The 25,334-nt window shown below is 36.1% G+C and carries 23 protein-coding genes; 7 read left to right on the top strand and 16 right to left on the bottom strand.

What is annotated here, in order from left to right; genetic code table 11:
- Nucleotides 1-6: 6 nt before the first annotated feature.
- From CALKRO_RS04515 to CALKRO_RS04480, 8 genes are all read right to left on the bottom strand, one after another.
- Nucleotides 7-792, bottom strand: coding sequence for a phosphatidate cytidylyltransferase (locus CALKRO_RS04515; protein WP_013429910.1), 786 nt, complete (start codon nucleotides 790-792; stop codon nucleotides 7-9).
- Between the two features lie 19 nt (nucleotides 793-811).
- Nucleotides 812-1,558 (bottom strand): isoprenyl transferase, encoded by a 747-nt coding sequence (locus CALKRO_RS04510; protein ID WP_013429909.1) that lies wholly within the window; start codon nucleotides 1,556-1,558, stop codon nucleotides 812-814.
- An 85-nt stretch (nucleotides 1,559-1,643) separates the two neighbouring features.
- Entirely contained in the window at nucleotides 1,644-2,198 is a 555-nt protein-coding gene (frr, locus tag CALKRO_RS04505; protein ID WP_013402856.1) for a ribosome recycling factor, read from the bottom strand.
- A gap of 1 nt (nucleotide 2,199) precedes the next feature.
- Nucleotides 2,200-2,919, bottom strand: a complete 720-nt coding sequence (gene pyrH / locus CALKRO_RS04500; protein ID WP_013402855.1) for a UMP kinase — start codon at nucleotides 2,917-2,919, stop codon at nucleotides 2,200-2,202.
- A 131-nt stretch (nucleotides 2,920-3,050) separates the two neighbouring features.
- The gene (gene tsf, locus CALKRO_RS04495) at nucleotides 3,051-3,665 is read right to left on the bottom strand and encodes a translation elongation factor Ts (protein ID WP_013402854.1); all 615 of its coding nucleotides are present in this window, start codon (nucleotides 3,663-3,665) and stop codon (nucleotides 3,051-3,053) included.
- Between the two features lie 37 nt (nucleotides 3,666-3,702).
- Entirely contained in the window at nucleotides 3,703-4,479 is a 777-nt protein-coding gene (rpsB, locus tag CALKRO_RS04490) for a 30S ribosomal protein S2 (RefSeq protein WP_013429908.1), read from the bottom strand.
- Nucleotides 4,480-4,737: 258 nt separating this feature from the next.
- A complete protein-coding gene (locus CALKRO_RS04485) occupies nucleotides 4,738-6,018 on the bottom strand; it encodes a nucleotide sugar dehydrogenase (protein ID WP_013429907.1) in 1,281 nt (426 codons plus the stop codon).
- Nucleotides 6,011-7,177 (bottom strand): glycosyltransferase, encoded by a 1,167-nt coding sequence (locus CALKRO_RS04480; protein ID WP_013429906.1) that lies wholly within the window; start codon nucleotides 7,175-7,177, stop codon nucleotides 6,011-6,013. The genes CALKRO_RS04485 and CALKRO_RS04480 overlap by 8 nt, the downstream gene beginning before the upstream one ends.
- A 167-nt stretch (nucleotides 7,178-7,344) precedes the next feature.
- On the opposite strand from CALKRO_RS04480, the gene CALKRO_RS04475 reads away from it, so the two are divergent.
- The 4 genes from CALKRO_RS04475 to CALKRO_RS04455 all read left to right on the top strand — a co-directional run bounded on the left by CALKRO_RS04475 (nucleotide 7,345) and on the right by CALKRO_RS04455 (nucleotide 12,866).
- A complete protein-coding gene (locus tag CALKRO_RS04475; protein WP_013429905.1) occupies nucleotides 7,345-7,863 on the top strand; it encodes a DUF4330 domain-containing protein in 519 nt (172 codons plus the stop codon).
- Nucleotides 7,864-8,414: 551 nt separating this feature from the next.
- Entirely contained in the window at nucleotides 8,415-9,800 is a 1,386-nt protein-coding gene (locus CALKRO_RS04465; RefSeq protein ID WP_013429903.1) for an O-antigen ligase family protein, read from the top strand.
- Nucleotides 9,801-9,803: 3 nt separating this feature from the next.
- Nucleotides 9,804-11,561, top strand: a complete 1,758-nt coding sequence (locus tag CALKRO_RS04460) for an Rqc2 family fibronectin-binding protein (RefSeq protein ID WP_013429902.1) — start codon at nucleotides 9,804-9,806, stop codon at nucleotides 11,559-11,561.
- A gap of 57 nt (nucleotides 11,562-11,618) precedes the next feature.
- On the top strand, nucleotides 11,619-12,866 hold the full coding sequence (locus tag CALKRO_RS04455; protein WP_013290916.1) for a 6-phosphofructokinase: 1,248 nt from the start codon (nucleotides 11,619-11,621) through the stop codon (nucleotides 12,864-12,866).
- A 52-nt stretch (nucleotides 12,867-12,918) separates the two neighbouring features.
- Here the strand turns inward: CALKRO_RS04455 and CALKRO_RS04450 are convergent, their stop codons facing one another.
- From CALKRO_RS04450 to CALKRO_RS04435, 4 genes are read right to left on the bottom strand one after another with little or no spacing between them, the layout of a single operon-like run.
- Nucleotides 12,919-15,408: an ATP-dependent Clp protease ATP-binding subunit gene (locus tag CALKRO_RS04450; RefSeq protein ID WP_013429901.1), complete on the bottom strand. Its 2,490-nt coding sequence runs from the start codon at nucleotides 15,406-15,408 to the stop codon at nucleotides 12,919-12,921.
- 16 nt (nucleotides 15,409-15,424) lie between these two features.
- The gene (locus CALKRO_RS04445; protein ID WP_013429900.1) at nucleotides 15,425-16,411 is read right to left on the bottom strand and encodes a protein arginine kinase; all 987 of its coding nucleotides are present in this window, start codon (nucleotides 16,409-16,411) and stop codon (nucleotides 15,425-15,427) included.
- Between the two features lie 9 nt (nucleotides 16,412-16,420).
- Nucleotides 16,421-16,933: a UvrB/UvrC motif-containing protein gene (locus CALKRO_RS04440; protein WP_013429899.1), complete on the bottom strand. Its 513-nt coding sequence runs from the start codon at nucleotides 16,931-16,933 to the stop codon at nucleotides 16,421-16,423.
- 47 nt (nucleotides 16,934-16,980) lie between these two features.
- A complete protein-coding gene (locus CALKRO_RS04435; protein ID WP_013429898.1) occupies nucleotides 16,981-17,439 on the bottom strand; it encodes a CtsR family transcriptional regulator in 459 nt (152 codons plus the stop codon).
- A 168-nt stretch (nucleotides 17,440-17,607) separates the two neighbouring features.
- Between CALKRO_RS04435 and CALKRO_RS04430 the strand changes: the two genes are divergently transcribed.
- Nucleotides 17,608-18,510 carry a polysaccharide deacetylase family protein gene (locus CALKRO_RS04430; RefSeq protein WP_013429897.1) on the top strand — a complete coding sequence of 301 codons (903 nt, stop codon included), beginning with the start codon at nucleotides 17,608-17,610 and terminating at the stop codon, nucleotides 18,508-18,510.
- Nucleotides 18,511-18,552: 42 nt separating this feature from the next.
- Here CALKRO_RS04430 and CALKRO_RS04425 read toward each other — a convergent pair whose 3' ends face one another.
- Together CALKRO_RS04425 and fusA are read right to left on the bottom strand one after the other, a co-directional pair.
- On the bottom strand, nucleotides 18,553-18,849 hold the full coding sequence (locus CALKRO_RS04425) for a zinc-ribbon domain containing protein (protein ID WP_013290922.1): 297 nt from the start codon (nucleotides 18,847-18,849) through the stop codon (nucleotides 18,553-18,555).
- A gap of 127 nt (nucleotides 18,850-18,976) precedes the next feature.
- Nucleotides 18,977-21,061: an elongation factor G gene (gene fusA, locus CALKRO_RS04420; protein WP_013429896.1), complete on the bottom strand. Its 2,085-nt coding sequence runs from the start codon at nucleotides 21,059-21,061 to the stop codon at nucleotides 18,977-18,979.
- A 253-nt stretch (nucleotides 21,062-21,314) separates the two neighbouring features.
- On the opposite strand from fusA, the gene CALKRO_RS04415 reads away from it, so the two are divergent.
- Nucleotides 21,315-22,367, top strand: a complete 1,053-nt coding sequence (locus tag CALKRO_RS04415) for an HD-GYP domain-containing protein (protein WP_013429895.1) — start codon at nucleotides 21,315-21,317, stop codon at nucleotides 22,365-22,367.
- Here the strand turns inward: CALKRO_RS04415 and tsaD are convergent.
- Entirely contained in the window at nucleotides 22,364-23,374 is a 1,011-nt protein-coding gene (gene tsaD, locus CALKRO_RS04410) for a tRNA (adenosine(37)-N6)-threonylcarbamoyltransferase complex transferase subunit TsaD (protein WP_013429894.1), read from the bottom strand. The genes CALKRO_RS04415 and tsaD overlap by 4 nt on opposite strands.
- Before the next feature lie 146 nt (nucleotides 23,375-23,520).
- On the opposite strand from tsaD, the gene uppP reads away from it, so the two are divergent.
- Nucleotides 23,521-24,318 carry an undecaprenyl-diphosphatase UppP gene (gene uppP / locus CALKRO_RS04405; RefSeq protein WP_013429893.1) on the top strand — a complete coding sequence of 266 codons (798 nt, stop codon included), beginning with the start codon at nucleotides 23,521-23,523 and terminating at the stop codon, nucleotides 24,316-24,318.
- Here the strand turns inward: uppP and CALKRO_RS04400 are convergent.
- Nucleotides 24,284-25,264: a hypothetical protein gene (locus CALKRO_RS04400; RefSeq protein ID WP_013429892.1), complete on the bottom strand. Its 981-nt coding sequence runs from the start codon at nucleotides 25,262-25,264 to the stop codon at nucleotides 24,284-24,286. The genes uppP and CALKRO_RS04400 overlap by 35 nt on opposite strands.
- Nucleotides 25,265-25,334 lie beyond the last annotated feature (70 nt).

Here is a 25,334-nt window from a genome sequence, read left to right as displayed (position 1 = left end):
CAATTATTAAAGTAGTCCAAATTTTGCAAGAAAATAGATTATTGGTGTAACCATGATTAAACTGTCGAACCTGTCAAGCACACCGCCATGTCCTGGTAAAATAGAACCAAAATCCTTTTTCTGCTGCTGTCGTTTTAGCATTGAAGCAAACAAATCACCTGTGTGTGCAACTACAGATAGCATCATACCTTCTGCTGTACTTATAACCATAGTTGATAAATCAAAATTTTTGCCTGAAAGTCCAAACTGATAAAACCAGACAGCAAATATACCTCCAACCATTGCTCCAAAAAAACCTTCCAAACTTTTCTTAGGACTAATATTTGACCATATTCTTCTTTTACCAAATGCAAGACCAATAAAATACGCAAAAGTGTCTGAAAGCCAACATACAAGGTATGGAATCCATATCAGTTTTTCCCCATTTCCATATTCTCTAAGCAGTATCAAAAATAAAATGGGAAAAACTATGTAAATAAAAGAAAATAACACATAAATTATGTTCTGTGAAGCTATCCTGTTTTTAAAGCTTTCTATTAAAGCAAGTAGAAAAAGGAGTATAAATAAAAACAATATTTTATTGTTAATACTATAATTACTACAAATAACAAATAAGCTTAATGCTATGCTCAAATACAGCATATATCTTTCTATTCTAAACAAATTGAAAAATTCATACAAAGCAACCCCTGTAACAAGAGCACCAAAAATCTTCAGCCAAATTCCTCCAAGAAAATTTGCTAAAGCCACTAACGCTATTCCCCAGATAGCAGTGATTATCCTTTGTTTCATCATTTTTCCTCCAAAAAGGCTATTTAACACCGCCAAATCTTCTTTCTCTCTTTTGATAGTCTTCGATAGCTTTTAAAAGGTGATCCTTTTTGAAGTCTGGCCAAAGGACATTTGAAAACCAAAATTCTGTATATGATATCTGCCACAAAAGAAAGTTTGAAACCCTCATCTCTCCGCTTGGTCTTATCAAAAGGTCAGGGTCAGGGATATCCTTCGTGTAAAGGTACTTTTTAAAGAGGTTCTCATCAACATCTTCGATATCAATTTTACCACTCTTTATGTCCAAAGCCAAATTTTTTACCGCATTTATTATCTCCTGTCTTGCCCCATAATTGAGAGCTATAACAACACAAAGTCCTTTTTTGTCTTTTGTTCTTTCTTCAGCACTTACAATTCTCTCTTGAATATCTTTATCAAGCTTTGAAATATCTCCTATAACCCTGATTCTTATCTGGGTCTTGTGTATGAGGTTTTCTATCTCTGTATCAAAGAATTCTCTCAAAAGGTTCATAAGATTGTCAACTTCCTCTTTAGGTCTTTTCCAATTCTCGGTTGAAAAAGCGTAAACTGTAAGGTACTTTAGTCCTATCTCATCGGCAAAAAGGACTATCTCTTTTAGCTTCTGCGCACCAAACCTGTGCCCCGCTGAACGTGGAAGCCCTCTTTTTTTTGCCCATCTGCCATTTCCATCCATAATGATTGCAATGTGCTGTGGCATCTTTTCTTTATCTATTTTAATTTTTTTTCTTTTTAAAAATTCAAACATTTGTTTCATTCTCCTTTTTTTGAATTAAAAAAATAACGGGGTTGCCACCCCCGCCAAAACCTTAATCTTAACTGGTGTAAAAATCTTATACTTCCATAATCTCCTTTTCCTTTGCACTCAAAAGCTTCTCAATCTGCTCTATGTATTTGTCGTGAAGTTTCTGGACATCCTCTTCGGCGTCTTTGAGGTCATCTTCTGTAATCTCATTGTTCTTTTTCATCTTTTTGTATTCATCAAGTGCCTCTCTTCTTATGTTTCTAATTGCCACCTTTGCATCTTCAGCCATCTTTTTGACCTGTTTTACAAGTTCTTTTCTTCTTTCTTCTGTGAGTTCAGGGAAAATAAGTCTTATAACCTTTCCGTCATTTGTTGGATTTACTCCAAGGTCAGATTTTTGAATAGCTTTTTCAATTTCTTTGAGCATCCTTGCTTCCCATGGCTGGATAACAATCATTCTCGCTTCGGGAACAGTTATGCTTGCAACCTGAGGAATGGGAGTTGGAACACCATAATAGTCCACCATCACCTTGTCCAGAATATGAGGATTTGCTCTTCCTGCCCTGATTGTGGCAAACTCCTCTTTCAAAGTCTCAATTGCCTTTTTCATCTTCTCCTCTGCAACCTGAATAGGTTCTGCCATTTTACTTTGCCTCCTTTACATTTACAATTGTTCCTATGTTCTCGCCCATAACAGCCTTGAGAATATTTCCTTTTGCAAGTTCAAACACCAAAATAGGAATTTCATTGTCCATGCACATAGATGTTGCTGTTGAGTCCATAACCTCAAGTCGCTGATTGATGACATCTAAGTAAGTTATAAAGTCATACTTTTTAGCATTTGGATTTTTCTTCGGGTCACTGTCATAGACACCGTCTACTTTTTTTGCAAGAAGGATTGCCTCTGCATCAATCTCAGCAGCACGCAAAGCTGCTGCAGTGTCTGTTGAGAAGAAAGGATTGCCTGTGCCACATGCGAAAATCACAACCCTGCCCTTTTCCAAGTGGCGAATTGCTCTGCGTCGGATGTACGGCTCTGCAATCTGTCTCATCTCGATTGCGCTCTGGACTCTTGTCGGAATGCCTCTTTTTTCAAGAATGCTCTGAAGTGCAAGTGAATTAATAACAGTTGCAAGCATTCCCATATAGTCGGCTGTTGCTCTGTCTATATGTTCAGCACTTCTTCCTCTGAAGAAGTTGCCGCCACCGACCACAATAGCAACTTCCACTCCAAGCTCCCTTACCTTTTCAATCTCTTCACAGATGGTTTCAACAACCTGCCAGTCAATTCCAAAGCCCTTTTCACCGCCCAAAGCTTCACCACTTAATTTTAATATTACCCTTTTGTATTTTGGCTTAACCATTTTTATCTTCTCCTTCTTTACGATAATATTTTACAAACAAAGATACACTTATATCAAGAGTTTTTGCTCAAAAAAAGGGAACACCACTTTTCAATAAAATAGTGTTCCCTTCCTCTGCCATATTTAAAATTTTAACAAGAAGCAGCCTTTTCAATTCCTTCTCCTCTTTCAAATCTTGCAAATCTTCTTATAACAATATTTTCACCAATTTTTGCAATTTTTTCTGTGAGCAAGTCTTTTATCTTCATATCAGGGTTTTTAATCCAAGGTTGCTCAAGTAAGCAAACCTCTTCAAAGAACTTCTCAAGCCTACCCTCAACAATCCTGTCAACAACATTTTCCGGCTTTCCTTCATTCAAAGCCTGCTGTCTTAAAATTGCCTTTTCTTTTTCAATTACATCAAGAGGTACCTCTTCTCTTGAAACATATTTTGGATTTGCTGCTGCAATCTGCATAGCAATATCCTTTGCAAATTGTCTAAATTCTTCATTTCTTGCAACAAAGTCTGTCTCGCAATTTATCTCAACCAAAACACCAATTCTGCCATTTCCATGGATATAGCTTTCAACAATCCCTTCTGCCGCAACACGTGAAGCCTTCTTTGCAGCCTTTGCAAGGCCTCTTTCTCTCAAAAGTTCTATTGCCTTGTCCATATCGCCGCCTGCATCTTCCAAAGCTTTTTTACAGTCCATCATACCAGCACCAGTTTTTTCTCTGAGCTCTTTTACCATCTCAGCAGTAATCATAAAAAATCCCTCCTACAATTGTTTGATAAAAAACATATTACTCTTCCTCTATGCCATCATCAATTGTTATTTCCGCTTGTTCTACCTCTTTGTCAGCTTCTTGAGAAGTAGCTGTAGCAGGTGTAAACTGCTCACCTTCTCTTCCTTCAATCACAGCATCTGCAATCTTGGATGTGATGAGCTTTACAGCACGGATTGCATCATCATTTCCAGGAATTACGTAGTCAATCTCGTCAGGGTCACAGTTTGTATCGACAATCGCAACTATTGGAATCCCAAGTTTTCTTGCCTCAAGCACAGCATTTCTTTCTTTTCTTGGGTCAACAATATACAGGATATCAGGAATGCGTGGCATATTTTGAATTCCACCAAGATATTTCAAAAGTCTTTCTTTTTCTTTTCTCAAGAGATTTACTTCTTTCTTTGGCAGAACTTCGAATGTTCCGTCTTCTTCCATTCGCTGTAACTCTTTTAACCTCTCAATTCTTGTCTTGATTGTTCTGAAGTTTGTCAAAAGTCCTCCAAGCCATCGCTGATTGATGTAAAACATTCCACATCTTTCAGCTTCTTCTTTGATTGTCTCTTGAGCTTGTTTCTTTGTCCCAACAAAGAGTACAATCTTACCTTCTGCTACCTGAGACTTTACAAACTCATAAGCCTCGTCCATTTTCTTTACTGTCTTCTGAAGGTCAATGATATAAATTCCATTTCTTTCAGTAAAGATGTATTCAGCCATCTTGGGATTCCATCTGCGTGTCTGATGACCGAAATGCACACCTGCTTCAAGAAGCTGTTTCATTGTTAAAACTGGCATTTGTCTTACCTCCCTCAATTCGGTTTTTCTTCGAGCCGGATAATAAGAAGGCTTTTTATGCCTTCCACCGAAGATTTCCGACTCTGCTTTTTTACAAAGCCGACAATATTATAGCACAGGTTAATATTAATAACAAGACAATATTGTTTTTTTGCAAAAATTTTTATATAATCATATCTGCAAAACCCCCCAAATTTTATTTTGAAGGTCTATATCCAAAAAAAGAGGTCGTGGCAAGTTGCCATGACCTCTTTTTCTTTATATCTTTTCCAACACAAATCCTTTTTCTTTTGCATCATTGTAAGAAAACACATTTCGGGTGTCAATAATAATTGCCTTATAAGGAGAAATATACTCAAAAATTTTTTCAAATTCTATCCCGTGCTGCTTTGCCAAAATCAAAACAAGCTGTACATCTTTCAAAGCCTCTTGCAAACTCTCAACTTTAAAATCATATTTGGTTTTTACCGCAGGGTCAAACGCTTTAACCTCAACACCTCGATCTTTTAAGATCTTAATTATTTCAATGGCAGGGCTGAGCCTGTCATCAGAAGAATAATCTTTCATCGCAATGCCAAGTACTGCAATCTTTTTATCACAATTATATTTTTCAATAGTTTTCATAACAAGGTCGGAAATATAATTAGGAATGCCTTCATTGAACATTCTTGCGGTTTTAGAAAGTTTAAGCTCAATACCCAGCTCCTGTGCCTTTGCATCTAAGTAATAAAATGCATTAGGGATGCAAAATCCTCCAACCCCAGGCCCAGGATACAAGAGATTTACTCTTTTGTGAGTGTTTGCAACCTTTATCACCTCAAATATATCAAGATTCATTGCCTTTGTAAATCTCTCAAACTCGTTTACCATCGCAATATTTATATCTCTTTGCAGATTCTCAATCACCTTTGCTGTCTCAACAACTTCAAACGAAGATGCAACAATTATTTCTTCCTTGCAAATCACCTTAATCAAATCAACAGCTCTTCTTACGCTATTTTCACAAAATCCCGCCAAAGCAGTAGGCATATTTTCAAATTCTTCAAAAGCCTTCCCCTCTGCAATTCTCTCTGAAGCATAGGCTAAATAAAAGTCCTCTCCACATTTCAAACCACTCTCTTCTAATATTGGTAAAAATATATTTCTTGTTGTACCTGGAACAACGGTTGAACGCAAAAGTATCAGCTGATTTTTTCTCAAGTTTTTGCTTATCTCTTTTGCACACGAAATGAGATAATCAAAGTAAGGTTTTCCACCGTAAACAGGTATTGGAACCGTTACTATTACATCATTTACATCTTCAAGTGCCAGCTTGTAATTTACCATGGGAATAAAGTTTCCATTTTCAAGCTGCTCCTTTAAAATCTCCTGTATAGTCTTTCCATTGTAACTTTCTAAATGGTGAGTCTCTCCCTTTTTAAGCTCCTCAATCAATTTTTCATTGCTATCAACACCAAAGACTTTGAAACCTTTCATTGCAAACGAAAGAGCAAGAGGAAGACCAACATATCCAAGGCCAATTACACATACATTATTCAATAGCTATCCCTTCCCTCTTTAGTATATCAATAATTTGAGTTACTCTGCTATCCCATGAGGTTTGCTTTGCATACTTTATTCTTTTTTCTATCTTTTCAATATCAGGATTTTGTGCCTCTTGCAGAGCTTGACTGCACTTTGCAAGAATATCTTCATAGCTTTTACCAATATAAACAACATCAGAGAATTCTTCTACTTGGGGCATTGAAGTTGAAACAATTGGTTTTCCTGTTGCCAAATATTCATAAAATTTTAGCGGGCTTACATTCTCTGAGAGCTTGTTTGTTCTGAATAAGTTTAAGCAAACATCAAATTGAGATACATACTGCGGCAAATCCTTGTTATCAATCCTTCCAAGTAAATAAACATTGCTCAGTTTCTTTAAATTATCTACGCTTACACCAGCACCAACAGGTCCTATCAAAACAAAAGACCACTCTCTTTTTTCTTTTGCTAAATATTCTATAAGCTGAGTGTCTATCCATGTGTGGATAACACCTACAAAGCCAAAGATAGGACGGGGTATATTATTCATCTTATCGGGTACAGGCAGTTTATTTGAAGCTTTATTAAAGTGTTCAAACTCAGCACCGTTTGGCACAAGATATGTGTGAGGATTTAATGGCTTAAGTTTATTATATAATCCATGGGTTGTTGTAAAAACTACATTACTCTTTTGAGCAAGCTCATCTTCCATGCTCTCAACCAAAGCCTTGTCAATAAACCCTTGAAACTCTGAATGTTTGTCTATACAGTCGTAAACTAAAAAACTGTAAGAAAGATGTTCAAGAAGATCAACAGTGTTTGGCATGTAGGTCCATATTATAGGTGACTTTAAATCAAAGTTTTGATAGATAACTTCTTTCACAAAATTTGCTATCATTTTTTGATTGAACTTATTGATGGACCTTTTCTTGTTATAAAAAGGAATAATTGGTGGCAGAGCAAATACAAAAAGGTTCTCCTTTATTCTTTTTGGAGACTTTCTAAATCTTGTTAGGTAAGGTCTCAAACTAGGGTCTTTTAATGGACCTATCAAGGTCACAGGTGGGTCTAAATAAAATATTCTACAGTTTTGTGGCATTCTTTTCATTATCTGTTGTTTACGTGTTGGTATAGGATCCCATGGTGTTGTTGAAAAACAAATTATATCTATCATCTTTATCCCAGTCCCTTAGTAATTTTTTTGAAACTCTTTTTACAAATCTTAAGATACAATATTTCTGGCAGTCCAGTCAACAAAAAATTCTAAAATCTCTTGACCAAGCTAAATAATTTGTAATACTATGGTCTTGATAAACTATTGTGGTGGAGGGAGAAACAAATATGAAAATAGTGGACCAAAAGGGAAAACTATTTGGCATCATTAATATTGTTGACCTCATTTTGATAGTGTTGATTGTTGCAATTGCATGGGTAGGGTTTGCAAAGATTTCCTCACATACGAAATCATCCGAAAACACTCCACAGAATGAATTTGTGGAAATTAAGCCGGGTGAAGCAATCATCAATGTAAAAATTCCTCTTGTTGACCCTGCTATGGCTCAGTCTCTTCACAAAAAGGATTATTTGGTAACTGGCGACACTTTGACAAAATCATACATTCAAGACATTCAAATAAAAGATGGAATATATGAAAGAACATCATCAGACGGCAAAATTGTTGTCGCAACCCATCCATACAAGAAAGATGTCTATCTTACTATCTATGGCTATGTAACTTTGCAAGGGGCAACAATAAAGCTTGACAAGCAAACAGTCAGAGTTGGAAAGACATTTTATGTAAAGACAAGAACTACAGAACTTGTTGGAGTTGTTACTGGAGTGAAAATTGTGAAAGAATAAGGCTGGTGGAAACATGATTAAAGAAAGTTATTTCTATAAATTAGCTATGTTATTAGCAAGATATTTGAAGGAGAGCAGAATATATGAGCTTGTTTCCAAGCTATTTTATTTTTCAAGATACTCAGCAGTTTTTGAACTTGTTAGAAAAAAGCCAAAAGAAGACTACATACAACAATCCCTTATTTTAAGGGTTCTTTTGAACTTTTATAACCAAATTATTAATATTATGCATCGGAGGCTGCTATTCTCAAAAAGTCTGTGGTCACACAGTTTTTTGGTTTATGTTGTCCGTGAACAGATAAGATTTATGAAAGAAAAACCTGTTTTTTTCTGCATTCTTTACGCTTTTATCTTCTACACTGGCTTTATAGCTGGAAAAATTGTAAAAGGTATACTCTCAATAAATAGTTTATCTTTATGGGCAATCTTGCTACTTTTAAATTTTTTCAGCTTTCAAGATATAAAGAAAAAGTTTTCAAAAGAAAGTATAATTATCAGATTCTTCAAAGATATTTTTGCTTGAAAATAGAATTGTTGAAAGGTGAAATAGGATGGTGGAAAAGAAATCTTTATATATCACCTCTTTTTTGATATTTGTGCTGGGAATTGCAAGCAGTTTAATTTCTGTAAAGTTAGGTATACTTGTACTTGGTCTGTTTTTGCTTGTGCTGATAATGTTAGAAGACCCATCTAAGTTGATATATGGTGTTGTACTTTATGCTTTTGTGGATTTTCTTTTCAGAAAACTTTCTATTTTAAGCGGTTTTGCTTCTGTGTGGGATGAAGCGCTATTTTTGATAATTGTCTTTGCGTTCTTATTAAAGTCAATTATAAAAAATCAATCAAGTTTGAGAGTTTCCCCTTTAGATGTATACATTCTGATTTTTTTTCTTGTCTGTGTGTTTTTACTGTTTAAAAATTCGCCTGATATGAGAATAGCAATAGAAGGATTTAGAGTATATGCAGAGTACGCTTTATGGTTTTTCGTAGGACTGTGGCTTTTAAAAGACGCAAGGCAATTTGAAAGGATTATTACAATATTTATCCTGATGATGTTTATAATATCCATCTACGGCATATACCAGTATATTATTGGTGTTGAAATACCTTCAAGCTGGATTGATAGCAGTAGAGAAACGTATATAAGAACAAGGGTATTTTCAATTATAGGAAGTCCAAATGTCCTTGGAAGTCTTTTGGCAATGTCAATACCTTTTGTTCTTCCTTACGTCCTTTATGAGAAGAATATTAAAAAGAGAATTTATTATTCGGTTGTATTAATTTCAATGATTGCCTGCCTTGGGTTTACATTTTCAAGAGGAGCATGGCTTGCATTTTTGTTTTCAATGCTTCTTTTTGGTTTTTTCATAGATAAAAAAGTTTTGGGAATTCTGTTTGCCATCTTTATATCAGTCCCTATTTTGGCACCTTCAATAGTGATGAGGATACTTTATATGCTCAGCTCTGAGTATGCAAAAAGTAGCGCAAGGGCAGGAAGAATTGCACGCTGGACAAAAGCATACGAAATTTTGATGCAGCATCCTCTTTTTGGTGTTGGATTTGGAAGATTTGGCGGTGCGGTTGCAAAGAGAAATATAGCCAATGCGTTTTATGTTGATAATTTTTACCTTAAAAGTGCTGTTGAAATGGGAATTACTGGAGTGGGTATTATGATATTTTTATTCATAATAGGACTTTTATTCGCTGCAAGAACTGTAAAACATCTGCGCTCAAAAGAACTTAAGAATATAGCAAGCGGAGTGCTCATTGGTCTTGCAACAGTCTTGATGCATAACGTGGTTGAAAACATTTTTGAAGTTCCAATGATGACAACATATTTCTGGCTGTTTTTGGGATTTTTGTTTGCTCTCAAATCAGCAGAAGATAAAAGCCAATTTTCTGAACAAAGCAATATTTGCAACAATGGGGGAAGCTAAAAGATGCCATTTGACGGTGTTGTTTTAAGTGCTCTTAAAAAAGAATTAATTTCGGAGCTTGTAGATGGTAAAGTTGAAAGAATATATCAGCCAAATCAGTTTGAAGTCAATCTTTATGTTTATAAGCTCGGAAAAACAAAAAAACTCATTATCTCCGCAAATCCTTCTTTGCCAAGGATATACATCACAGAAAGGCAAAAGAAAAACCCAGAAGTTGCTCCAAATTTTTGCATGATTTTGCGCAAGAATTTGCTCGGAGCAAGGCTTGTCGGAATTTATCAGCAAGGTTTAGAAAGAATTTTGCAAATAGAATTTGAAACAAAAAGTGAACTTGGTGACACAGAAGTAAAGTATCTTATATTTGAAATGATGGGGAGACACAGCAATATATTCTTGGTAGATTCCAACTACAAAATTATTGATGCTATAAGAAGATTGTCATTCGAAGATTCACCAAGACCAATTTTACCCGGAGTCAAATACACATTGCCGCCAGTTTTGACAAAGAAAAATCCTATTGAAGTTTCATTTGATGAATTTATATCATTTTTTAAATCCTCAAATAAAAGTCCAGAAAATATATTGACCGACAATCTTTCAGGAATTAGCAAACAATTTGCAAATGAAGTTATCTTGCGTGCACAAGTTTTTGAAAAAAGTCTTGAAAATGTAGATACAATTAAAAGGATTTTTGACTCATTAAAAGAATTATTATATTGTATAGTCGAAAAAGGGGAGATACTTCCAACACTCTATACTGAAAGAGGAAACGTTGTAGACTTTTATGCTATCGATTTGAAATGTTACACAGATTACTCCAAGAAACATTTTTCAAATCTAAATTTGTGTATAGACGAATACTATTTTAAAAAAGAACAATATACAGTATTTATTGAAAAACGTCAACACCTTCAGAAGATTATAGAACAAAATGTAAAAAAGCTGAGTCAAAAATATGATCAGAACATTCAAAAAATACAAGAGGCTAAAAATGCTGAGATGTACAGAAAATATGGTGACCTAATTTTAGCAAATCTTTACCAGCTCAGAGAAACAAATGAGGATTTTGTTGAGGTTATTGATTATTACAGTGAAGATTTATCTACTATAAAGATTCCGCTTGAAAAAGACAAAGATTTGAAACAGAATGCTGAGAGGTATTATAAGCTTTACAATAAGCTTAAAAAAGCTGAAGAGTATGCTAAAAATGAAATTGCTGAAATTGAAAAAGAACTTGAATTTTTGCAAAGTTTAGAAGCACTGCTTGAAAAGAGCCAAGAGATAGAAGACCTTTTGAGTATTGAAGAGGAGTTGGAAAAGGAAGGCTATATCAAAACTCAGGCAGAAAATGCAGGTCAGCAAAAGAAAAAAGAAAATCAGAAATCAAAACCTCACCACTTTATCAGCTCAGATGGATTTGACATATATGTGGGAAGAAACAACCTACAGAATGATTTTCTTACCATAAGATTTGCTTCAAGCCATGACATCTGGCTTCACACCCAAAAGATTCCCGGCTCTCATGTTATAATTCGAACAAACAACAAAGAAGTCCCACAAACAACCTTGGTTGAAGCTGCACTTCTTGCAAGCTACTTTAGCAAAGCCAAGCATTCAACAAAAGTGCCGGTTGACTATACCTTTGTAAAGTATGTAAAAAAGCCACCTAAATCCAAGCCAGGTTTTGTTATATACGACAACTTTAAAACTATCATTGTTGATTCACCTGAAAATATTGATAACTTCAACAAAGTTGAGTAATGGCTTCTATGTTTAACAATTTAGATAAACTAAAAATACGGACGGGAGGGATTTTGAATGCCAAAAGAAGGTAACTGCGTGGTTGCGCAATCAGGAGGACCAACTGCTGTCATCAACGCATCGCTTTTAGGTGTTATTGAAGAAGCTATGAAACAGCACCCAATTCGTGCTATTTATGGTGCTAAAAATGGAATCATTGGACTTATTGATGAAGAGCTTTATGACCTCAGAATGGAAGACCCTGAAGAGCTAAAACTTTTAAAGACAACTCCATCCTCTGCCTTAGGTTCTTGCAGGTATCAGCTCAAGCCTTTTGAACATGATGAAAAAGACTATATCAAGATTTTTAATGTATTTGAGGCGCATAACATTCGCTACTTTTTCTATATAGGCGGAAACGACTCAATGGATACAGCTGATAAGCTTACACGATACGCGCAGAAAATTGGGTATGACATCTGCATAATCGGAATTCCAAAGACAATTGACAACGACCTTGTGATGACAGACCACTGTCCGGGTTTTGGAAGTGCTGCAAAGTACATTGCAACATCTGTGATGGAAATTGCAAGAGATGCAGTTGTGTATCCGACAAACATTGTTACTATAATTGAAGTGATGGGAAGAAATGCTGGTTGGCTTGCAGCAGCATCTGCTCTGGCATCCAAAGATATAGGTGCACCAGATTTAATATACCTCCCTGAGGTTCCATTTTCCATTGACAAGTTTTTGGATGATGTAAGAAATATTCACAAGAAAACTGGAAAGATTACCATTGTTGTATCAGAAGGTATTAAAGACAAAGAAGGCAAATATATTGCTGATATGAGCCACAAGTTTGGAATAGACGCGTTTGGACATGTACAGCTTGGCGGAGCAGCATTTGTTTTAGAGAACATCATCCGCGAAGAAGTGGAAAAGAGAGTAAAATCAATTCAATTCAACGTGCTACAGCGAAGTGCTGCTCACATCATGTCCAAAACTGATGTTGAGGAAGCATACATGGTTGGACGCATGGCAGTAAGGTATGCGGTTGAAGGTGCTTGTGGATACATGGTAGCAATAAAACGCGACAGTGACAATCCTTATTCAAGTTCAACAGAACTTGTTGAGCTGAACAAGGTTGCAAACGCTGAAAAGCTTGTCCCGCTTGCGTGGATTTCTCATGACGGCAACTATGTAAAAGAAGACGCTTTAAATTATATCCAGCCACTAATTGAAGGTGAAGTTGAAGTCAAGTACGAAAGAGGCCTTCCTCGATATGCAAAGCTCAGAAAGATAATGGTTCCAAAGAAGGTTGTATAAATCACAAAAAAGCGGGAGCTTTAAACCAAAAGTCCTGCTCCCGCTTTAATTTTTACTGTGACTGAGCCATTTCAGATGAAGATGTAGATGCCTTTTCTTTTTTGATTATCTCTGTATTTCCATCAACAAAGTCTACTATAAATTCATCGCCCTGTTTTATCTTCCCTTCCAAGATAGCCTCGGAAATCTTATCTTCTACCATACTCTGGATTGCTCGCTTTAACGGTCTTGCACCAAATACAGGGTCAAATCCTTTTTTAGCAATTGCTTCAACTAAGGAAGGAGTAAACTCTGCATAGTACTCGCTTGCTTTTATCCTTTCCTGTAGATTTTTGAGCATTATTTCTACAATCTTTTTAACATCCTCTTCATCAAGCGGATGGAAGACTATAATTTCATCAATTCTGTTCAAAAACTCTGGTCTGAAAGTTTTCTTAAGCTCTGCCATGACATTTTCCTTTATTCTCTCATATGTTCTTTGTTTTTCATCTTCTGAAGTTGAAAATCCTAACTTTTTAGGGTTTGTGATGAGGTTTGCTCCTATGTTAGATGTCATGATGATAACAGTGTTTCTAAAGCTTACCGTTCTTCCCTGAGAGTCTGTGAGCCTTCCATCGTCAAGTATCTGCAAAAGCAGGTTAAAAACATCAGGGTGCGCTTTTTCTATCTCATCGAACAGCACAACAGAGTACGGTCTTCTTCTGACCTTTTCGGTAAGCTGGCCACCTTCTTCATATCCGACATAACCTGGAGGCGAACCAATGAGCTTTGACACATTGAACTTTTCCATATACTCCGACATGTCGATTCTTATCATAGCATCCTCTGTGCCAAACAGTGCTTCTGCTAAAGCCCTTGCAAGCTCTGTTTTACCTACACCAGTAGGTCCAAGGAAGATAAATGAACCAATTGGTCTTTTCGGGTCTTTGAGACCAACTCTTCCTCGTCTTATAGCCCTTGCAACAGCTTTAACAGCCTCATCCTGACCAACAACTCGTCTGTGCAAAACCTCTTCAAGCTTTAAAAGTCTTTCAGATTCATCTTCGGTAAGTTTATTTACCGGAATCCCTGTCCAGCTTGATACAATGTACGCTATATCATCTTCTGTAACAATTGGCTGTGTCTTTTGCTGATCATTTGTCCATGAATTTTTTATCTTTTCAAGCTCTTGGCGAAGTTTCATTATTTCATCTCTTATCTTTGCAGCTTTTTCGTACTCCTGAAGTCTTATAGCCTCTTCCTTTTCTTTTTCAAGCTTTTCAATCTTCTCTTCAAACTCCTTAACATGCGGTGGCAGTGTGTACATTCTGAGTCTCACTCTTGATGCTGCTTCATCAATAAGGTCAATTGCTTTGTCCGGCAAGTATCTATCTGTAATATATTTAGTAGACAGCTCAACAGCAGCTTTTATAGCCTCATCAGTTATCTTTACACCATGATGAGCTTCGTATTTGTCTCTAAGACCTTTTAAAATCTGTATAGCCTCTTCAGGTGTTGGCTCACCAACCAAAATTGGTTGGAATCTTCGCTCAAGTGCAGCATCTTTTTCTATGTGTTTTCTGTACTCATCAAGTGTAGTTGCACCAATTACCTGTATCTCACCGCGTGCAAGAGCAGGTTTTAAGATGTTTGACGCATCAATTGCACCTTCTGCTGCACCAGCACCAATTATGGTGTGCATCTCATCAATAAATAGAATTACATTTCCTGCTTTTCTAACCTCTTCCATAGCTTTTTTGAGCCTTTCTTCAAACTCTCCTCTGAATTTTGACCCTGCAACCATAGCGGAAAGGTCTAAAGCCACAACTCTTTTATTTCTCAAAAGTTCAGGAACATTTCCCTCAACAATCTTTTGTGCAAGCCCTTCAACAATGGCAGTCTTACCAACCCCCGGCTCACCAATCAAGCACGGATTGTTCTTTGTTCTTCTTGACAAAATTTGAATAACTCTCTCTATCTCCTTCTCACGGCCAATTACAGGGTCAATTTTGCCCTCGAGCGCAAGCTGTGTAAGGTCCCTACTAAACTGATTTAGCGTTGGAGTGTTCTGTGTTTGGAAATTGATCTGCTGCTGCGGAGATACCCCACCAACATTTTTTGCGTCCTCATTCAAAAGCTTCATTATCTCTTCAAAAAGTCTCTGCGGGTCAACACCAAGGTCCATTAAAATCCTGACAGCAACACTTTCTCCTTCTCTCATTATCGCAAGCAGGATATGTTCTGTGCTGATATAACTGCTGCCAAGTCTTCGCGCTTCCATAAAGGCAATCTCAAACACTCTTTTGGTCCTTGGGGTAAAACCTGTCGGTGGCTGTGGAAGCTGATAATCGCCTCTTCCAATTAGCTCTTCAATTTCATCAATAACCTTTTCTTCAGTAACACCCTGGCTTTGCAAAACTCTTGCAGCAATGCCACCACCTTCTCTTATAAGTCCCAAAAGCAAGTGCTCTGTTCCAACATAGTTATGGCCAAGCTCGGCAGCAGCCTGCTGCGCAAGCATTATTGCCTTTTCAGCTCTTTCTGTAAACCTTCCTTGAAACATATTAATTCTTCCCTCCCTATTCTAAAATTTTTCTTATAAGTTCTGCTCTTTTTATGTCTCTTTCCTCTGGTGTCATTTCCCTGCCAAAGTAGTCTTGGATAATGGCTGGCTGAATTAAATTCAAAAGCACATCCAGCCTGTCAATTGTTGTCTCTTTAATTATACCCATACTGATACCCATTCTCACATCAGATATGAGCTTTAAAGCTTCGTTTGAAGAGATATTCCTTGCATATTTTAAAATTCCATATGCTCTGTAGACCTTGTCTTCGACAAAAGCTCTGTTTTCGCTCAAAAGCTTCAATCTTGCCTGCTGTTCCTGCTCTATTATCTGGTTTGTAATTGAAACCACATTTGCTATAATGTCTTCTTCAGGCTGGCCTAAGGTAATCTGATTAGAAATTTGATAAAGATTTCCTGCTGCCTCGCTTCCCTCACCATAAAATCCTCTCACTGCAATCCCCAGCTTTGTTATTGTGTCAATTATTCCTTTCATGTATCCCAAAAGTGTCAAAGCAGGAAGATGAAGCATAAAAGATGCTCTCAAACCAGTTCCAACATTTGTGGGACATGAAGTAAGATACCCCCATGTTTCGTCATAGGCATAAGAAAGATGCTGTTCCAAAAAGTCGTCAATCCTGTTTGCATCTTCCCATGCTTTTTGTATCTGCTGTCCCCTATAAAGAACCTGAATTCTTAAATGGTCCTCTTCATTTATCATAATGCTGATATTCTCATTTTGGTCAATTGCCACAGCACTTTTTATTTTTGATGATGCAAGTGCGGGTGATATTAAATGTTTTTCTATTAACACCTGCCGTTTTATAAGAGGTAGCTTTTTTATCTCAAAAAACTCAAAATGATACTGTTTGTTTTTTAAGATTACATCCCTTACCCTGTCTATAACATTTGAGGCATCATAGTCATTCATCTTTATGGTAAAAGGCACATCAGAAAGATTCCTTGCAAGTCTTATTCTGCTTGTAATAACAATATCACTCATCTTGAAAAATCACTCCCGTGAAAGCTTTTTTTCAAGCTCTCTTATCTTATCTCTAATCTGTGCAGCTTTTTCATATTCCTCATTCTTTATAGCCACATTGAGCTCTATTTTGAGTCTGTCTATTTCCCTTTTTATTGCTATGTCTTCACCCATCTTGGTAGGAATTTTACCCACATGCTTGGTATTACCATGAATTCTGCGAAAAATGGGATAGAGTTTTTCTGAAAAGGAGCTGTAACACATAGCACAACCAAACCTGCCAGCTCTTCTAAACTCGTCAAACGTCATACCACAACCCTTGCATGTAAGCTGCATTTCGAAAGAGGGTTTCAAAACCTGGGTTCCAAAAGCTGGCTCCAGTATTCCTGCCAAAAAGTTTGTTACAGAAAATGGTGCATCGAACTCTATACTGCCTTTTTGCTTTGCACATACTTCGCAAAGATGCATCTCGGTTTTAACTCCGTTTATAATCTGGGTATAGTGTACAGTTGCTGGTCTTTTCCCACAATTTTCGCAAAGCACGATATCTCACCGTCCTTTAAAAAGAAAAGCTTCTTCACATTTAAATATTACCCATTCATAAGAGAAATTATCATTGCTTTTAGAATTAACATTCTAAGCGTATCTTTCAACGGCTGGTTCACAGGTATTGTCTTGTCATTGAGCGCAGCTTTCATTATATTTGCTTCTCTTTTTGATATCACACCATTTTCAAGTAAACACTCAACAATTTCGTTTGCCTGATGCTGGCTTACAGGTGAGTTTATATTGTTCAAAATATTTTCAAGAAGATTAGAAGAATTTTCAAACTTGACCTTTACAATTCTAATAGACCCGCCACCACCACGTTTACTTTCAATGTAATATCCTCTTTCAATAGTAAACCTGGTGGAAAGCACATAATTTATCTGAGATGGTGCACAGTTGAAAAAGTTTGCAAGTTCATTTCTTTGAATCTCAACCTCACCATCTTTTTTTTCAATAAGTTGTTTTATGAACTCCTCAATGATGTCAGAAAGCCTTGGCATAAAAATTCCACCCCGCTTTAACCTTTGCTGACTTTGACTATCTTTGACCTTGCAAATATATTTTAAAACATTTTTCTTTAAAATGCAATATATTTCTTGTTGTTAAGATGTAACAAATATATTATAATCATTTGTATAAAATGCTTGTTTGAGAGGTAAGAAAAAAGGTTGAACCTCAAAAAGTTAGTATTTGTAACCTCTTTGATAGTTTTGGCGTTATTTTCCTTCTTCTTATCCATGCATATTAGCAAAAACTTTTTCTCAGCTATAATTTTAAAACAAAATCACAACTACATTCAAGAAGAGAGACTTAAGATTTTTGAAAAACCAAAACCTTCACATAATCAAAATTCAGCCAATCTCAGTCTAAATAAAAATGATAAAAGTAAAAATCTTCTTCATACTCAAAATAAAGATGTACAAGTTGAAAAGCAGGAAAAAAATGAAAAAATTATTTATCTTACTATTGATGATGGTCCATCACCTGTCACCCCTTCTATACTCGAAATTTTGGAAAAGGAAAAAGTTAAAGCTACATTTTTTGTTGTAGGTGTAAACTGTATAAAATATCCACAATACTTAAAAGAAATTTATCAGAAAGGTCATTTGATAGGAAATCATTCATATTCCCATAAGTATAATAGCATATATAAAGATTTTAAACATTTTGTTGAGGACTTCAAAAAGGCACAAGCTACTATATATAAAATTATAGGAGTAGAACCCAAATATTATAGATTTCCTGGGGGGTCTTTAAGCAGAGTTTCACCTCAAATTAAAAAATTTCTTGATGCAAATGGTATAGTATATATCGATTGGAACGCAATTACTGGCGACTCAATTAGAAATCATGAAAATCTTACACCAAATCAAATCTTAAAAATTACAACTTCGACAGCTAATAAAAAAAATGAAGTTGTACTTTTAATGCATGACAGCTCTTCTAAAAAGAATGTAATAGAAGCTCTGCCAAGTATAATCAGAACTTTCAAAAAACAGGGATACAGATTTGAAACAATTGACAGGATACAAAAACCCATTCAGTTTAAAACAAAAGCCGCATCACACTGATGCGGCTTTTAATCTCCCCATTTTATTTAAAACCTGCAGCGGTTATCTTGCAGCCTTTATCTTGGAAAAACAATCACTGCAGTATATGGGTCTGTCGTTTCTGGGTCTGAACGGAACCTTTGTCTCTTTCCCACAAGCGCTGCACACTGCATCGTAAAGTTCGCGTCTTTGGGTTTGTCTTCCTTCTCTTCTTTGCATAGCCTTTCTCTGGTCTCTGCACTCTTTACATCTTGTTGGTTCGTTCTTGAACCCCTTCTGCGCGTAAAATTCCTGTTCACCTGCTGTGAACACAAACTCTCTTCCGCAATCCTTGCAAACTAAAACCTTGTCTTGATACATTCTAAAATTCCCCTCACTTCATGGATTTAGATTTTTCTGACGCCCATTGTTCTTTTGCCGAACAACTAACGTCTTCTTAATTATAACCCCATTTTAGCATTTTGTAAATAGCAAATTAAAAATTTTTTTACTCCTCTTCTTCCTCCTGCAATGAAGCTTTAGCTGCCTCTATTACCTTTTGGGCAATATGGCTTGGAACCTCTTCATACCTTGCAAACTCCATGGAAAAATATCCTCTTCCCTGTGTCATGGACCTGAGGTCTGTTGCGTATTTGAACATCTCAGCAAGAGGAACCTCTGCCAAGATCTCTTCTAAGTGATTGTCAAGCGGCTGCATACCCAGAACTCTTCCTCTTCGCCTATTCAAATCACCCATAATATCACCTGTATAGTCTTGTGGAACTACAACCTTCACACTCATGATAGGCTCTAAAAGCACCGGGTTTGCCTGCGCAAGACCTTTTTTGAAGGCTAAAGATGTTGCAACTTTGAACGCAAGCTCTGAAGAGTCAACCGGATGGTATGATCCATCAACCAAGGTAGCTTTCAAATTCATAACAGGATAGCCTGCAAGCACACCCTTTTTAATACACTCTCTCAGTCCCTTTTCAACAGCAGGAATGTACTGTTTTGGAACAGCACCACCAAATATCTTCTCTTCAAAAACTAAGTCTTCTTCCGGGCTTGGTTCAAATTCAATAAACACATGCCCGTACTGGCCATGTCCACCTGTTTGTTTTTTGTACTTTCCTTCGCTCTTTACCTTTTTTCTGATAGTTTCTCTATAAGGAACTTTTGGGTCAGACAAGACAACTGAGACACCAAACTTGTTTTTAAGCTTGCTGACGATCACATCTATGTGCATCTCACCAATACCATAGATGATGTTTTGACCAGTCTCATTGTTCTTTTCTATCCTGAAAGTGAGGTCCTCTTCCATAAGCCTGTGAAGACCATTTGAAATCTTTTCCTCATCGCCTTTTGTCTTTGGTTCAATTGCAAGCATTAGCCATGGACGTGGAAAATCAATCTCTTGAAGCTTGACAGGTTTTGACTGTTCGCACAGGGTGGAGTTTGTCAAAGTAGATTGTAGCTTTGTCACAACACCAATGTCACCTGCCACAAGCTCAGATACAGGAATCTGTTTTTTGCCTCTTATCATAAAGATTTGTGAAATCTTTTCAGGCTTTTCTGACATGGTATTAAGCAAGGTCATCTCCGGCTTTAAAACACCGCTTACCACTTTAAGATATGAAATTCTACCAACAAACGGGTCAGCAACTGTTTTGAATACAAAAGCACAGACAGGTTGGTTTTTATCAACTTTTATATTTAATTCATTTCCATTTTTCGTATCCTTTGCTTTATACTGCTTTTCATTAGCTGTCGGCAAGAGTCTTGAGATGCTGTCCAAAAGTTCTTTAACACCAAGACCCTTTGTAGCACATCCGCACAATATCGGAAAGACCGACCTTTGTTTTACCCCTTCGCTAAGTCCCCTGTAGATTTCATCCTCAGAGATTTCTTCGCCTGCAAAATATTTTTCCATCAGATTTTCATCATTTTCGACCGAATCCTCAATAAGACTATTTCTTATCTCTTCAATTTTATCACTCAACCCGCTAGGAATTTCTATTTCCTTTGCGGTGTTATCTTCATACCTATAAGCTCTTTTTGAAATCACATCAACAAAACCAACAAACCTTCCATTTTCGACTATCGGATACTGAATTGGGATTGCCTTTGGCGTTAACACTTGCTTAATTTTATCCACTACTTTATCAAAATTGGCATTTTCCTCATCCATCTTGTTAACAAATATAAGCACCGGAAGACTATGTTTTTGAGCAAGCTCCCATGCCTTCTCAGACCCAACCTGCACACCTGTTTTTGCACCGATCACCAACACTGCAGAGTCAGCTATATGCAATGCTTCACATACCTCTCCAACAAAGTCAAAGTATCCCGGTGTGTCAAGAATGTTTATCTTGTAGTTCTGCCACTCAAGAGGTTCTACTGTCATTGAAATTGAGATTCGCCTTTTTATCTCTTCAGGGTCAAAATCTGATGTTGTTGTACCATCTTCTATCCTTCCCATTCTGTCTATACATTTTGCGGCAAACAACATACTCTCTGTGAGGATTGTTTTTCCATCCCCCCCGTGACCAAGTAAAACCACATTCTTTATATACTGCGGAGCATAATCTTTCATACAGGCATTCCCCCTTGTAACTTAAAAGATTTAAATTTGTGTACGATAAATAAGATATTCTACAATGATTTTAAAAATCCTTTTGCTACTTTGCTAATCTTTTCAGAAAAAATTTGAAAAGGTATGTTTAGCAGAAGTTTAAAATGAGTTAAAATATATAAATCTTATTGACGTGGCAAAAAATGTTGCTGTAAAATTTTAAATAGGATACTTTTTAATCTGATTTTAAAAAATAAAGGGGTTTTAAAATCACATGAAAAAAGTGACAGTTGATAAGCTCGAAGAAGGTATGAAACTTGCGCGGGATGTGTTTACTGAAAACGGCAAGCTTTTGCTTCCAGAAGGGTTTATCATAAAACCTTCATTTATTCAAAAGTTGAGAGAACACAACATTGACAGCGTCTATGTGGAAGATGAAAAAGCTGAAAGTTATGTGAAAGAAGAGGTTATTTATCATGAAACCTTTGTTGCCATTCAGGACCTGATGCTGTCTGCAAAGGCAGGAGAAGTTGTTGACCCATTTGTTGCAAAAGAAATAGTAAACGACATTGTAGGGCAAATAATTGAAGAAGAGGATGTGTTCTTGAGAATAGTTGGATTTAGAGATGTCGACAACTATACATATTTCCACTCTGTTGATGTGAGCATTTTTGCTGCTATAATTGGAAAGCTTTTAGAACTTGACAGAAAACAAATAGAAGATTTGGCTTTGGCAGCACTTCTGCATGATTTTGGCAAGATGAAGATTCCCCATGAAATATTAAATAAACCTGCAAAGCTTACTGATGAAGAGTTTGAAGAAATGAAAAAACATACTATATATGGATATCAAATTGTAAAAAACATGGATGGTATTTCTGAACAAGTTGCAGAAGTAGCACTTTTGCATCACGAAAGACTTGATGGTTCTGGATATCCTCTCAAACTAAAAGGTGATAAAATACCACTATTTGCCAAAATTGTGGCAGTGGCAGATGTTTACGATGCGCTTACAGCAGACAGAGTGTATAAAAAGAAAATAGTGCCAACAAAGGCGGCAGATTATCTTACAAAATATTCGGGTATTCATTTTGACAAAGATATTGTCCAAAAGTTTTTAAAGATGGTAGTTAAATATCCGGTGGGTTGCTTTGTTGTTCTAAATACTGGCGAGATTGCAATTGTGTACGAAGAAAATCCTTTCAACAAGACAAGACCAATCGTGAAGGTTGTTGCAAGAAAAGAAGGTCCACCTGTACTCATTCCTTATTTTGTGGACCTTTCTCAAGATTATAAAAGGGAAATTATTGATGTAATTAACTATTAACTTTTTTTGCTTAAAAGATTTATATAAGGGACAGCATTTTCACAGTAAGATGATATTATTCCTTTTTGCAGCTTAAAGTATCCACACGAAGCAATCATAGCTGCATTGTCTGTACAGTACTTAAAGTCAGGCACAAAAAATTCAATATTGTGCTCAGCACACCTTTTATAAAATTCGTTTCTTAGCCTTGAGTTTGCAGCAACGCCACCGGCAACTGCTATTTTTCTTATATTTGTCTCAAGTGAAAGATTGATTGTTTTTTCAACAAGTATGCTCACAACTGTTTTTTGAAATGACGCAGCAACATCTTCTATTTTAAATTCTTCGCCCCCCTGCCAAAGCCCATGAACATGGTTTATCACGGCAGATTTTAATCCGCTGAAGCTAAAATTGTATCCATCAACATCAGCAACAGGATATTTGTATTTGTTCTCATCACCTTGCTTTGCGATTTTGTCTATGGCAGGACCGCCCGGATATCCAAGCCCTAAATACCTTGCAATCTTATCAAAAGCCTCGCCTGCCGCATCATCTCTTGTTTTTCCAACCACTTCATATTCATCAAAATCTCTAAAAATAATTAGATTAGTATGCCCTCCAGAGACTACAAGAACAATTAGTGGTGGAGTAAGTTGAGGGTATGTTATAAAATTGGCATAAATATGCCCTTCAATGTGATTCACAGCAATAAACGGAAGTTTTCTGGCATAGCTTAATGCCTTTGCAAAAGAAAGTCCAACAAGAAGCGAACCTACAAGACCAGGTCCGTACGTTGCAGCAATACCATCAATGTCGTCTATAGTCAAACCTGCCTGTTTGAACGCCATATCAACAACGTATGAAATTTTTTCAACATGCTTGCGAGAAGCTATTTCTGGAACAACGCCACCAAATTGATAATGAATATCTATCTGGGAGTATATTACATTTGACAGAACCTTTCTTCCATCTTCTACAATTGCAGCAGAAGTTTCATCGCATGATGTCTCGATCCCAAGTACAAGCATCTTTTAGTTCTCAGCTCCTTAACAAGAATAAAGTTTAATACCCTTTTATTATACCAAATTCTCGTAGAATTTTAATTTTTCATATTACATATTTTTGATATAATAGATTAGTCTAAGACTTTTTTAAACAGAGGAGGGTATGGCTTTTGACAACATTTCAAGCAATCTTCTTAGGAATATTGCAGGGGCTTGGAGAATTCTTGCCAATTTCAAGCTCTGCACACCTGATAATCTTCCCATGGCTTTTTGGCTGGAAAGAACACTCTCTTGTATTTGATGTTGCTTTGCATCTTGGAACACTCTTGGCGGTACTTGTATATTTTTGGAAGGATTACTTGGATATCGTGGTACAAGGAATTGCAAAGCCAAAGTCAGAAAAAGGAAAATTGCTTTGGTTCATAATAGTTGCAACAATTCCGGGTGCACTTTTTGGATACTTTTTTGAAAATATTGTAGAAGAAGTTTTTAGAAAACAATATCTTTTGATTGCAATTGTGCTTGCAGTATTTGGATTCATACTATACTATGTAGATTCAATCGCAAAAAACAAAGTGGAACTTTCAAAGATGAATGTGTTGCAAGCAGCTTTAATTGGTGTCTCACAGGCGTTTGCTCTTTTCCCCGGAATTTCGCGATCTGGCATAACAATGACAACAGGACTTTTGCTTGGTCTTAAAAAAGAAGCTGCAGCTAAATTTTCGTTCTTGATGTCAGCACCTATTATACTTGGTGCAGGAGCTGTGTCGCTTTTAAAAAACATCAATCATGTGTCTGCTGAGTTTTCCAACTTTGCAATTGGCTTTTTTACATCGGCAGTTGTAGGTTTTCTGGCAATTCATTTTTTGCTTGGTATTGTCAAAAAAAGTGGTTTTAAAATCTTTGCATATTATAGATTTTTCTTAGCTGCAGTCATTTTAGCTTTCTATCTTTTAAGAGCAGTGTAGATAAGCTCAGCATTGCTATAATGCCAAGGCCTATATATCCCATGAGAGAATAAAGTTTTCTCAGCAGATCCTGAAACTCATTAAAACCTAAAATAAGCGAAACGATGATAATCGCAAATTCAACTTTTGGATTTTTGATAGAATAAGAAAGCCCTATGTAGTTTGCAAGAGTAGTTGTGAGTATTTCTAAAAATGCACAAGTAACAAGGACATACTGCAAAATAGTATTCTTTTCAACTTTCAAAAGAGGCATCTGGGAGATTTGAATACTCCCCGTTGAAAGTAACAATGTGTTTATAATACTCAGTAACAAAAAAATTAGTATTGATGATATTATTATTGATATTTTTATTTCCTTTTTGCTAAATCTTTTTTTGAGACTATCTATTACAGGAAAAGCAATTAGTGAGTTATAAGTAGAGTAAAGGACAGGAAAGATAAAGTGTTTAAAAATATTTTTGGGAAAAATATATTGTAAACTTTCAAATTGAAAAACTAATTCACTTTTATGTACAAATCTTAGAAAAATTAAAATAATGGTTGTAGTTAAAATGCTAACCACAACTTTATTTATATTTATAACTGCCAGTAAACCATGTTTAAAAATTGCAATGCTCAAGACAAAACAAAGCAAAGTAAACATATATCTATTTGCTCCCAAAAATTCTTTTCCTAACTGACCAAATGCTGAAAACATAACTATTAATGTGATTATAGAAAAGAGTAATATGTAATATTTGAAAATAATTAAAATTATTCTGTTCTTAATTTTGATGTTTATAAGATAAAGCAAAATAAGAAATATCAAAATGGAAGAAAGGCTAATATAAAAAATGCTTGTTTCTTTGAACTGAGAGAAAAAATAGAAAACCTCCTGACCGGTAGAAAAACCAGCACCTATTATTGACCCTAAGATTGTAGAAACAATTGCAAAAATTTTTCCCATGTAGGATGGTTCTCCTTACCTACACATATCTCTCAAATTACATGATATTTAATTTCAAAATACTATATGA

Source organism: Caldicellulosiruptor kronotskyensis 2002 (assembly GCF_000166775.1).
GTDB classification, from domain to species: Bacteria; Bacillota; Thermoanaerobacteria; order Caldicellulosiruptorales; family Caldicellulosiruptoraceae; genus Caldicellulosiruptor; species Caldicellulosiruptor kronotskyensis.
This window is presented reverse-complemented; position numbering and strand designations above follow the sequence as displayed.

Coding starts and splice junctions, on each gene's coding strand:
- pyrH (WP_013402855.1), bottom strand. CDS start 2,919: ATGGTTAAGCCAAAATACAAAAGGGTAATATTAAAATTAAGTGGTGAA.
- frr (WP_013402856.1), bottom strand. CDS start 2,198: ATGGCAGAACCTATTCAGGTTGCAGAGGAGAAGATGAAAAAGGCAATT.
- CALKRO_RS04460 (WP_013429902.1), top strand. CDS start 9,804: ATGCCATTTGACGGTGTTGTTTTAAGTGCTCTTAAAAAAGAATTAATT.
- tsf (WP_013402854.1), bottom strand. CDS start 3,665: ATGATTACTGCTGAGATGGTAAAAGAGCTCAGAGAAAAAACTGGTGCT.
- CALKRO_RS04400 (WP_013429892.1), bottom strand. CDS start 25,264: ATGGGAAAAATTTTTGCAATTGTTTCTACAATCTTAGGGTCAATAATA.
- CALKRO_RS04465 (WP_013429903.1), top strand. CDS start 8,415: ATGGTGGAAAAGAAATCTTTATATATCACCTCTTTTTTGATATTTGTG.
- CALKRO_RS04475 (WP_013429905.1), top strand. CDS start 7,345: ATGAAAATAGTGGACCAAAAGGGAAAACTATTTGGCATCATTAATATT.
- CALKRO_RS04435 (WP_013429898.1), bottom strand. CDS start 17,439: ATGCCAAGGCTTTCTGACATCATTGAGGAGTTCATAAAACAACTTATT.
- CALKRO_RS04480 (WP_013429906.1), bottom strand. CDS start 7,177: ATGATAGATATAATTTGTTTTTCAACAACACCATGGGATCCTATACCA.
- CALKRO_RS04425 (WP_013290922.1), bottom strand. CDS start 18,849: ATGTATCAAGACAAGGTTTTAGTTTGCAAGGATTGCGGAAGAGAGTTT.
- CALKRO_RS04515 (WP_013429910.1), bottom strand. CDS start 792: ATGAAACAAAGGATAATCACTGCTATCTGGGGAATAGCGTTAGTGGCT.
- CALKRO_RS04450 (WP_013429901.1), bottom strand. CDS start 15,408: ATGTTTCAAGGAAGGTTTACAGAAAGAGCTGAAAAGGCAATAATGCTT.
- CALKRO_RS04445 (WP_013429900.1), bottom strand. CDS start 16,411: ATGAGTGATATTGTTATTACAAGCAGAATAAGACTTGCAAGGAATCTT.
- CALKRO_RS04415 (WP_013429895.1), top strand. CDS start 21,315: ATGAAAAAAGTGACAGTTGATAAGCTCGAAGAAGGTATGAAACTTGCG.
- tsaD (WP_013429894.1), bottom strand. CDS start 23,374: ATGCTTGTACTTGGGATCGAGACATCATGCGATGAAACTTCTGCTGCA.
- rpsB (WP_013429908.1), bottom strand. CDS start 4,479: ATGCCAGTTTTAACAATGAAACAGCTTCTTGAAGCAGGTGTGCATTTC.
- CALKRO_RS04455 (WP_013290916.1), top strand. CDS start 11,619: ATGCCAAAAGAAGGTAACTGCGTGGTTGCGCAATCAGGAGGACCAACT.
- CALKRO_RS04510 (WP_013429909.1), bottom strand. CDS start 1,558: ATGTTTGAATTTTTAAAAAGAAAAAAAATTAAAATAGATAAAGAAAAG.
- fusA (WP_013429896.1), bottom strand. CDS start 21,061: ATGAAAGATTATGCTCCGCAGTATATAAAGAATGTGGTTTTACTTGGT.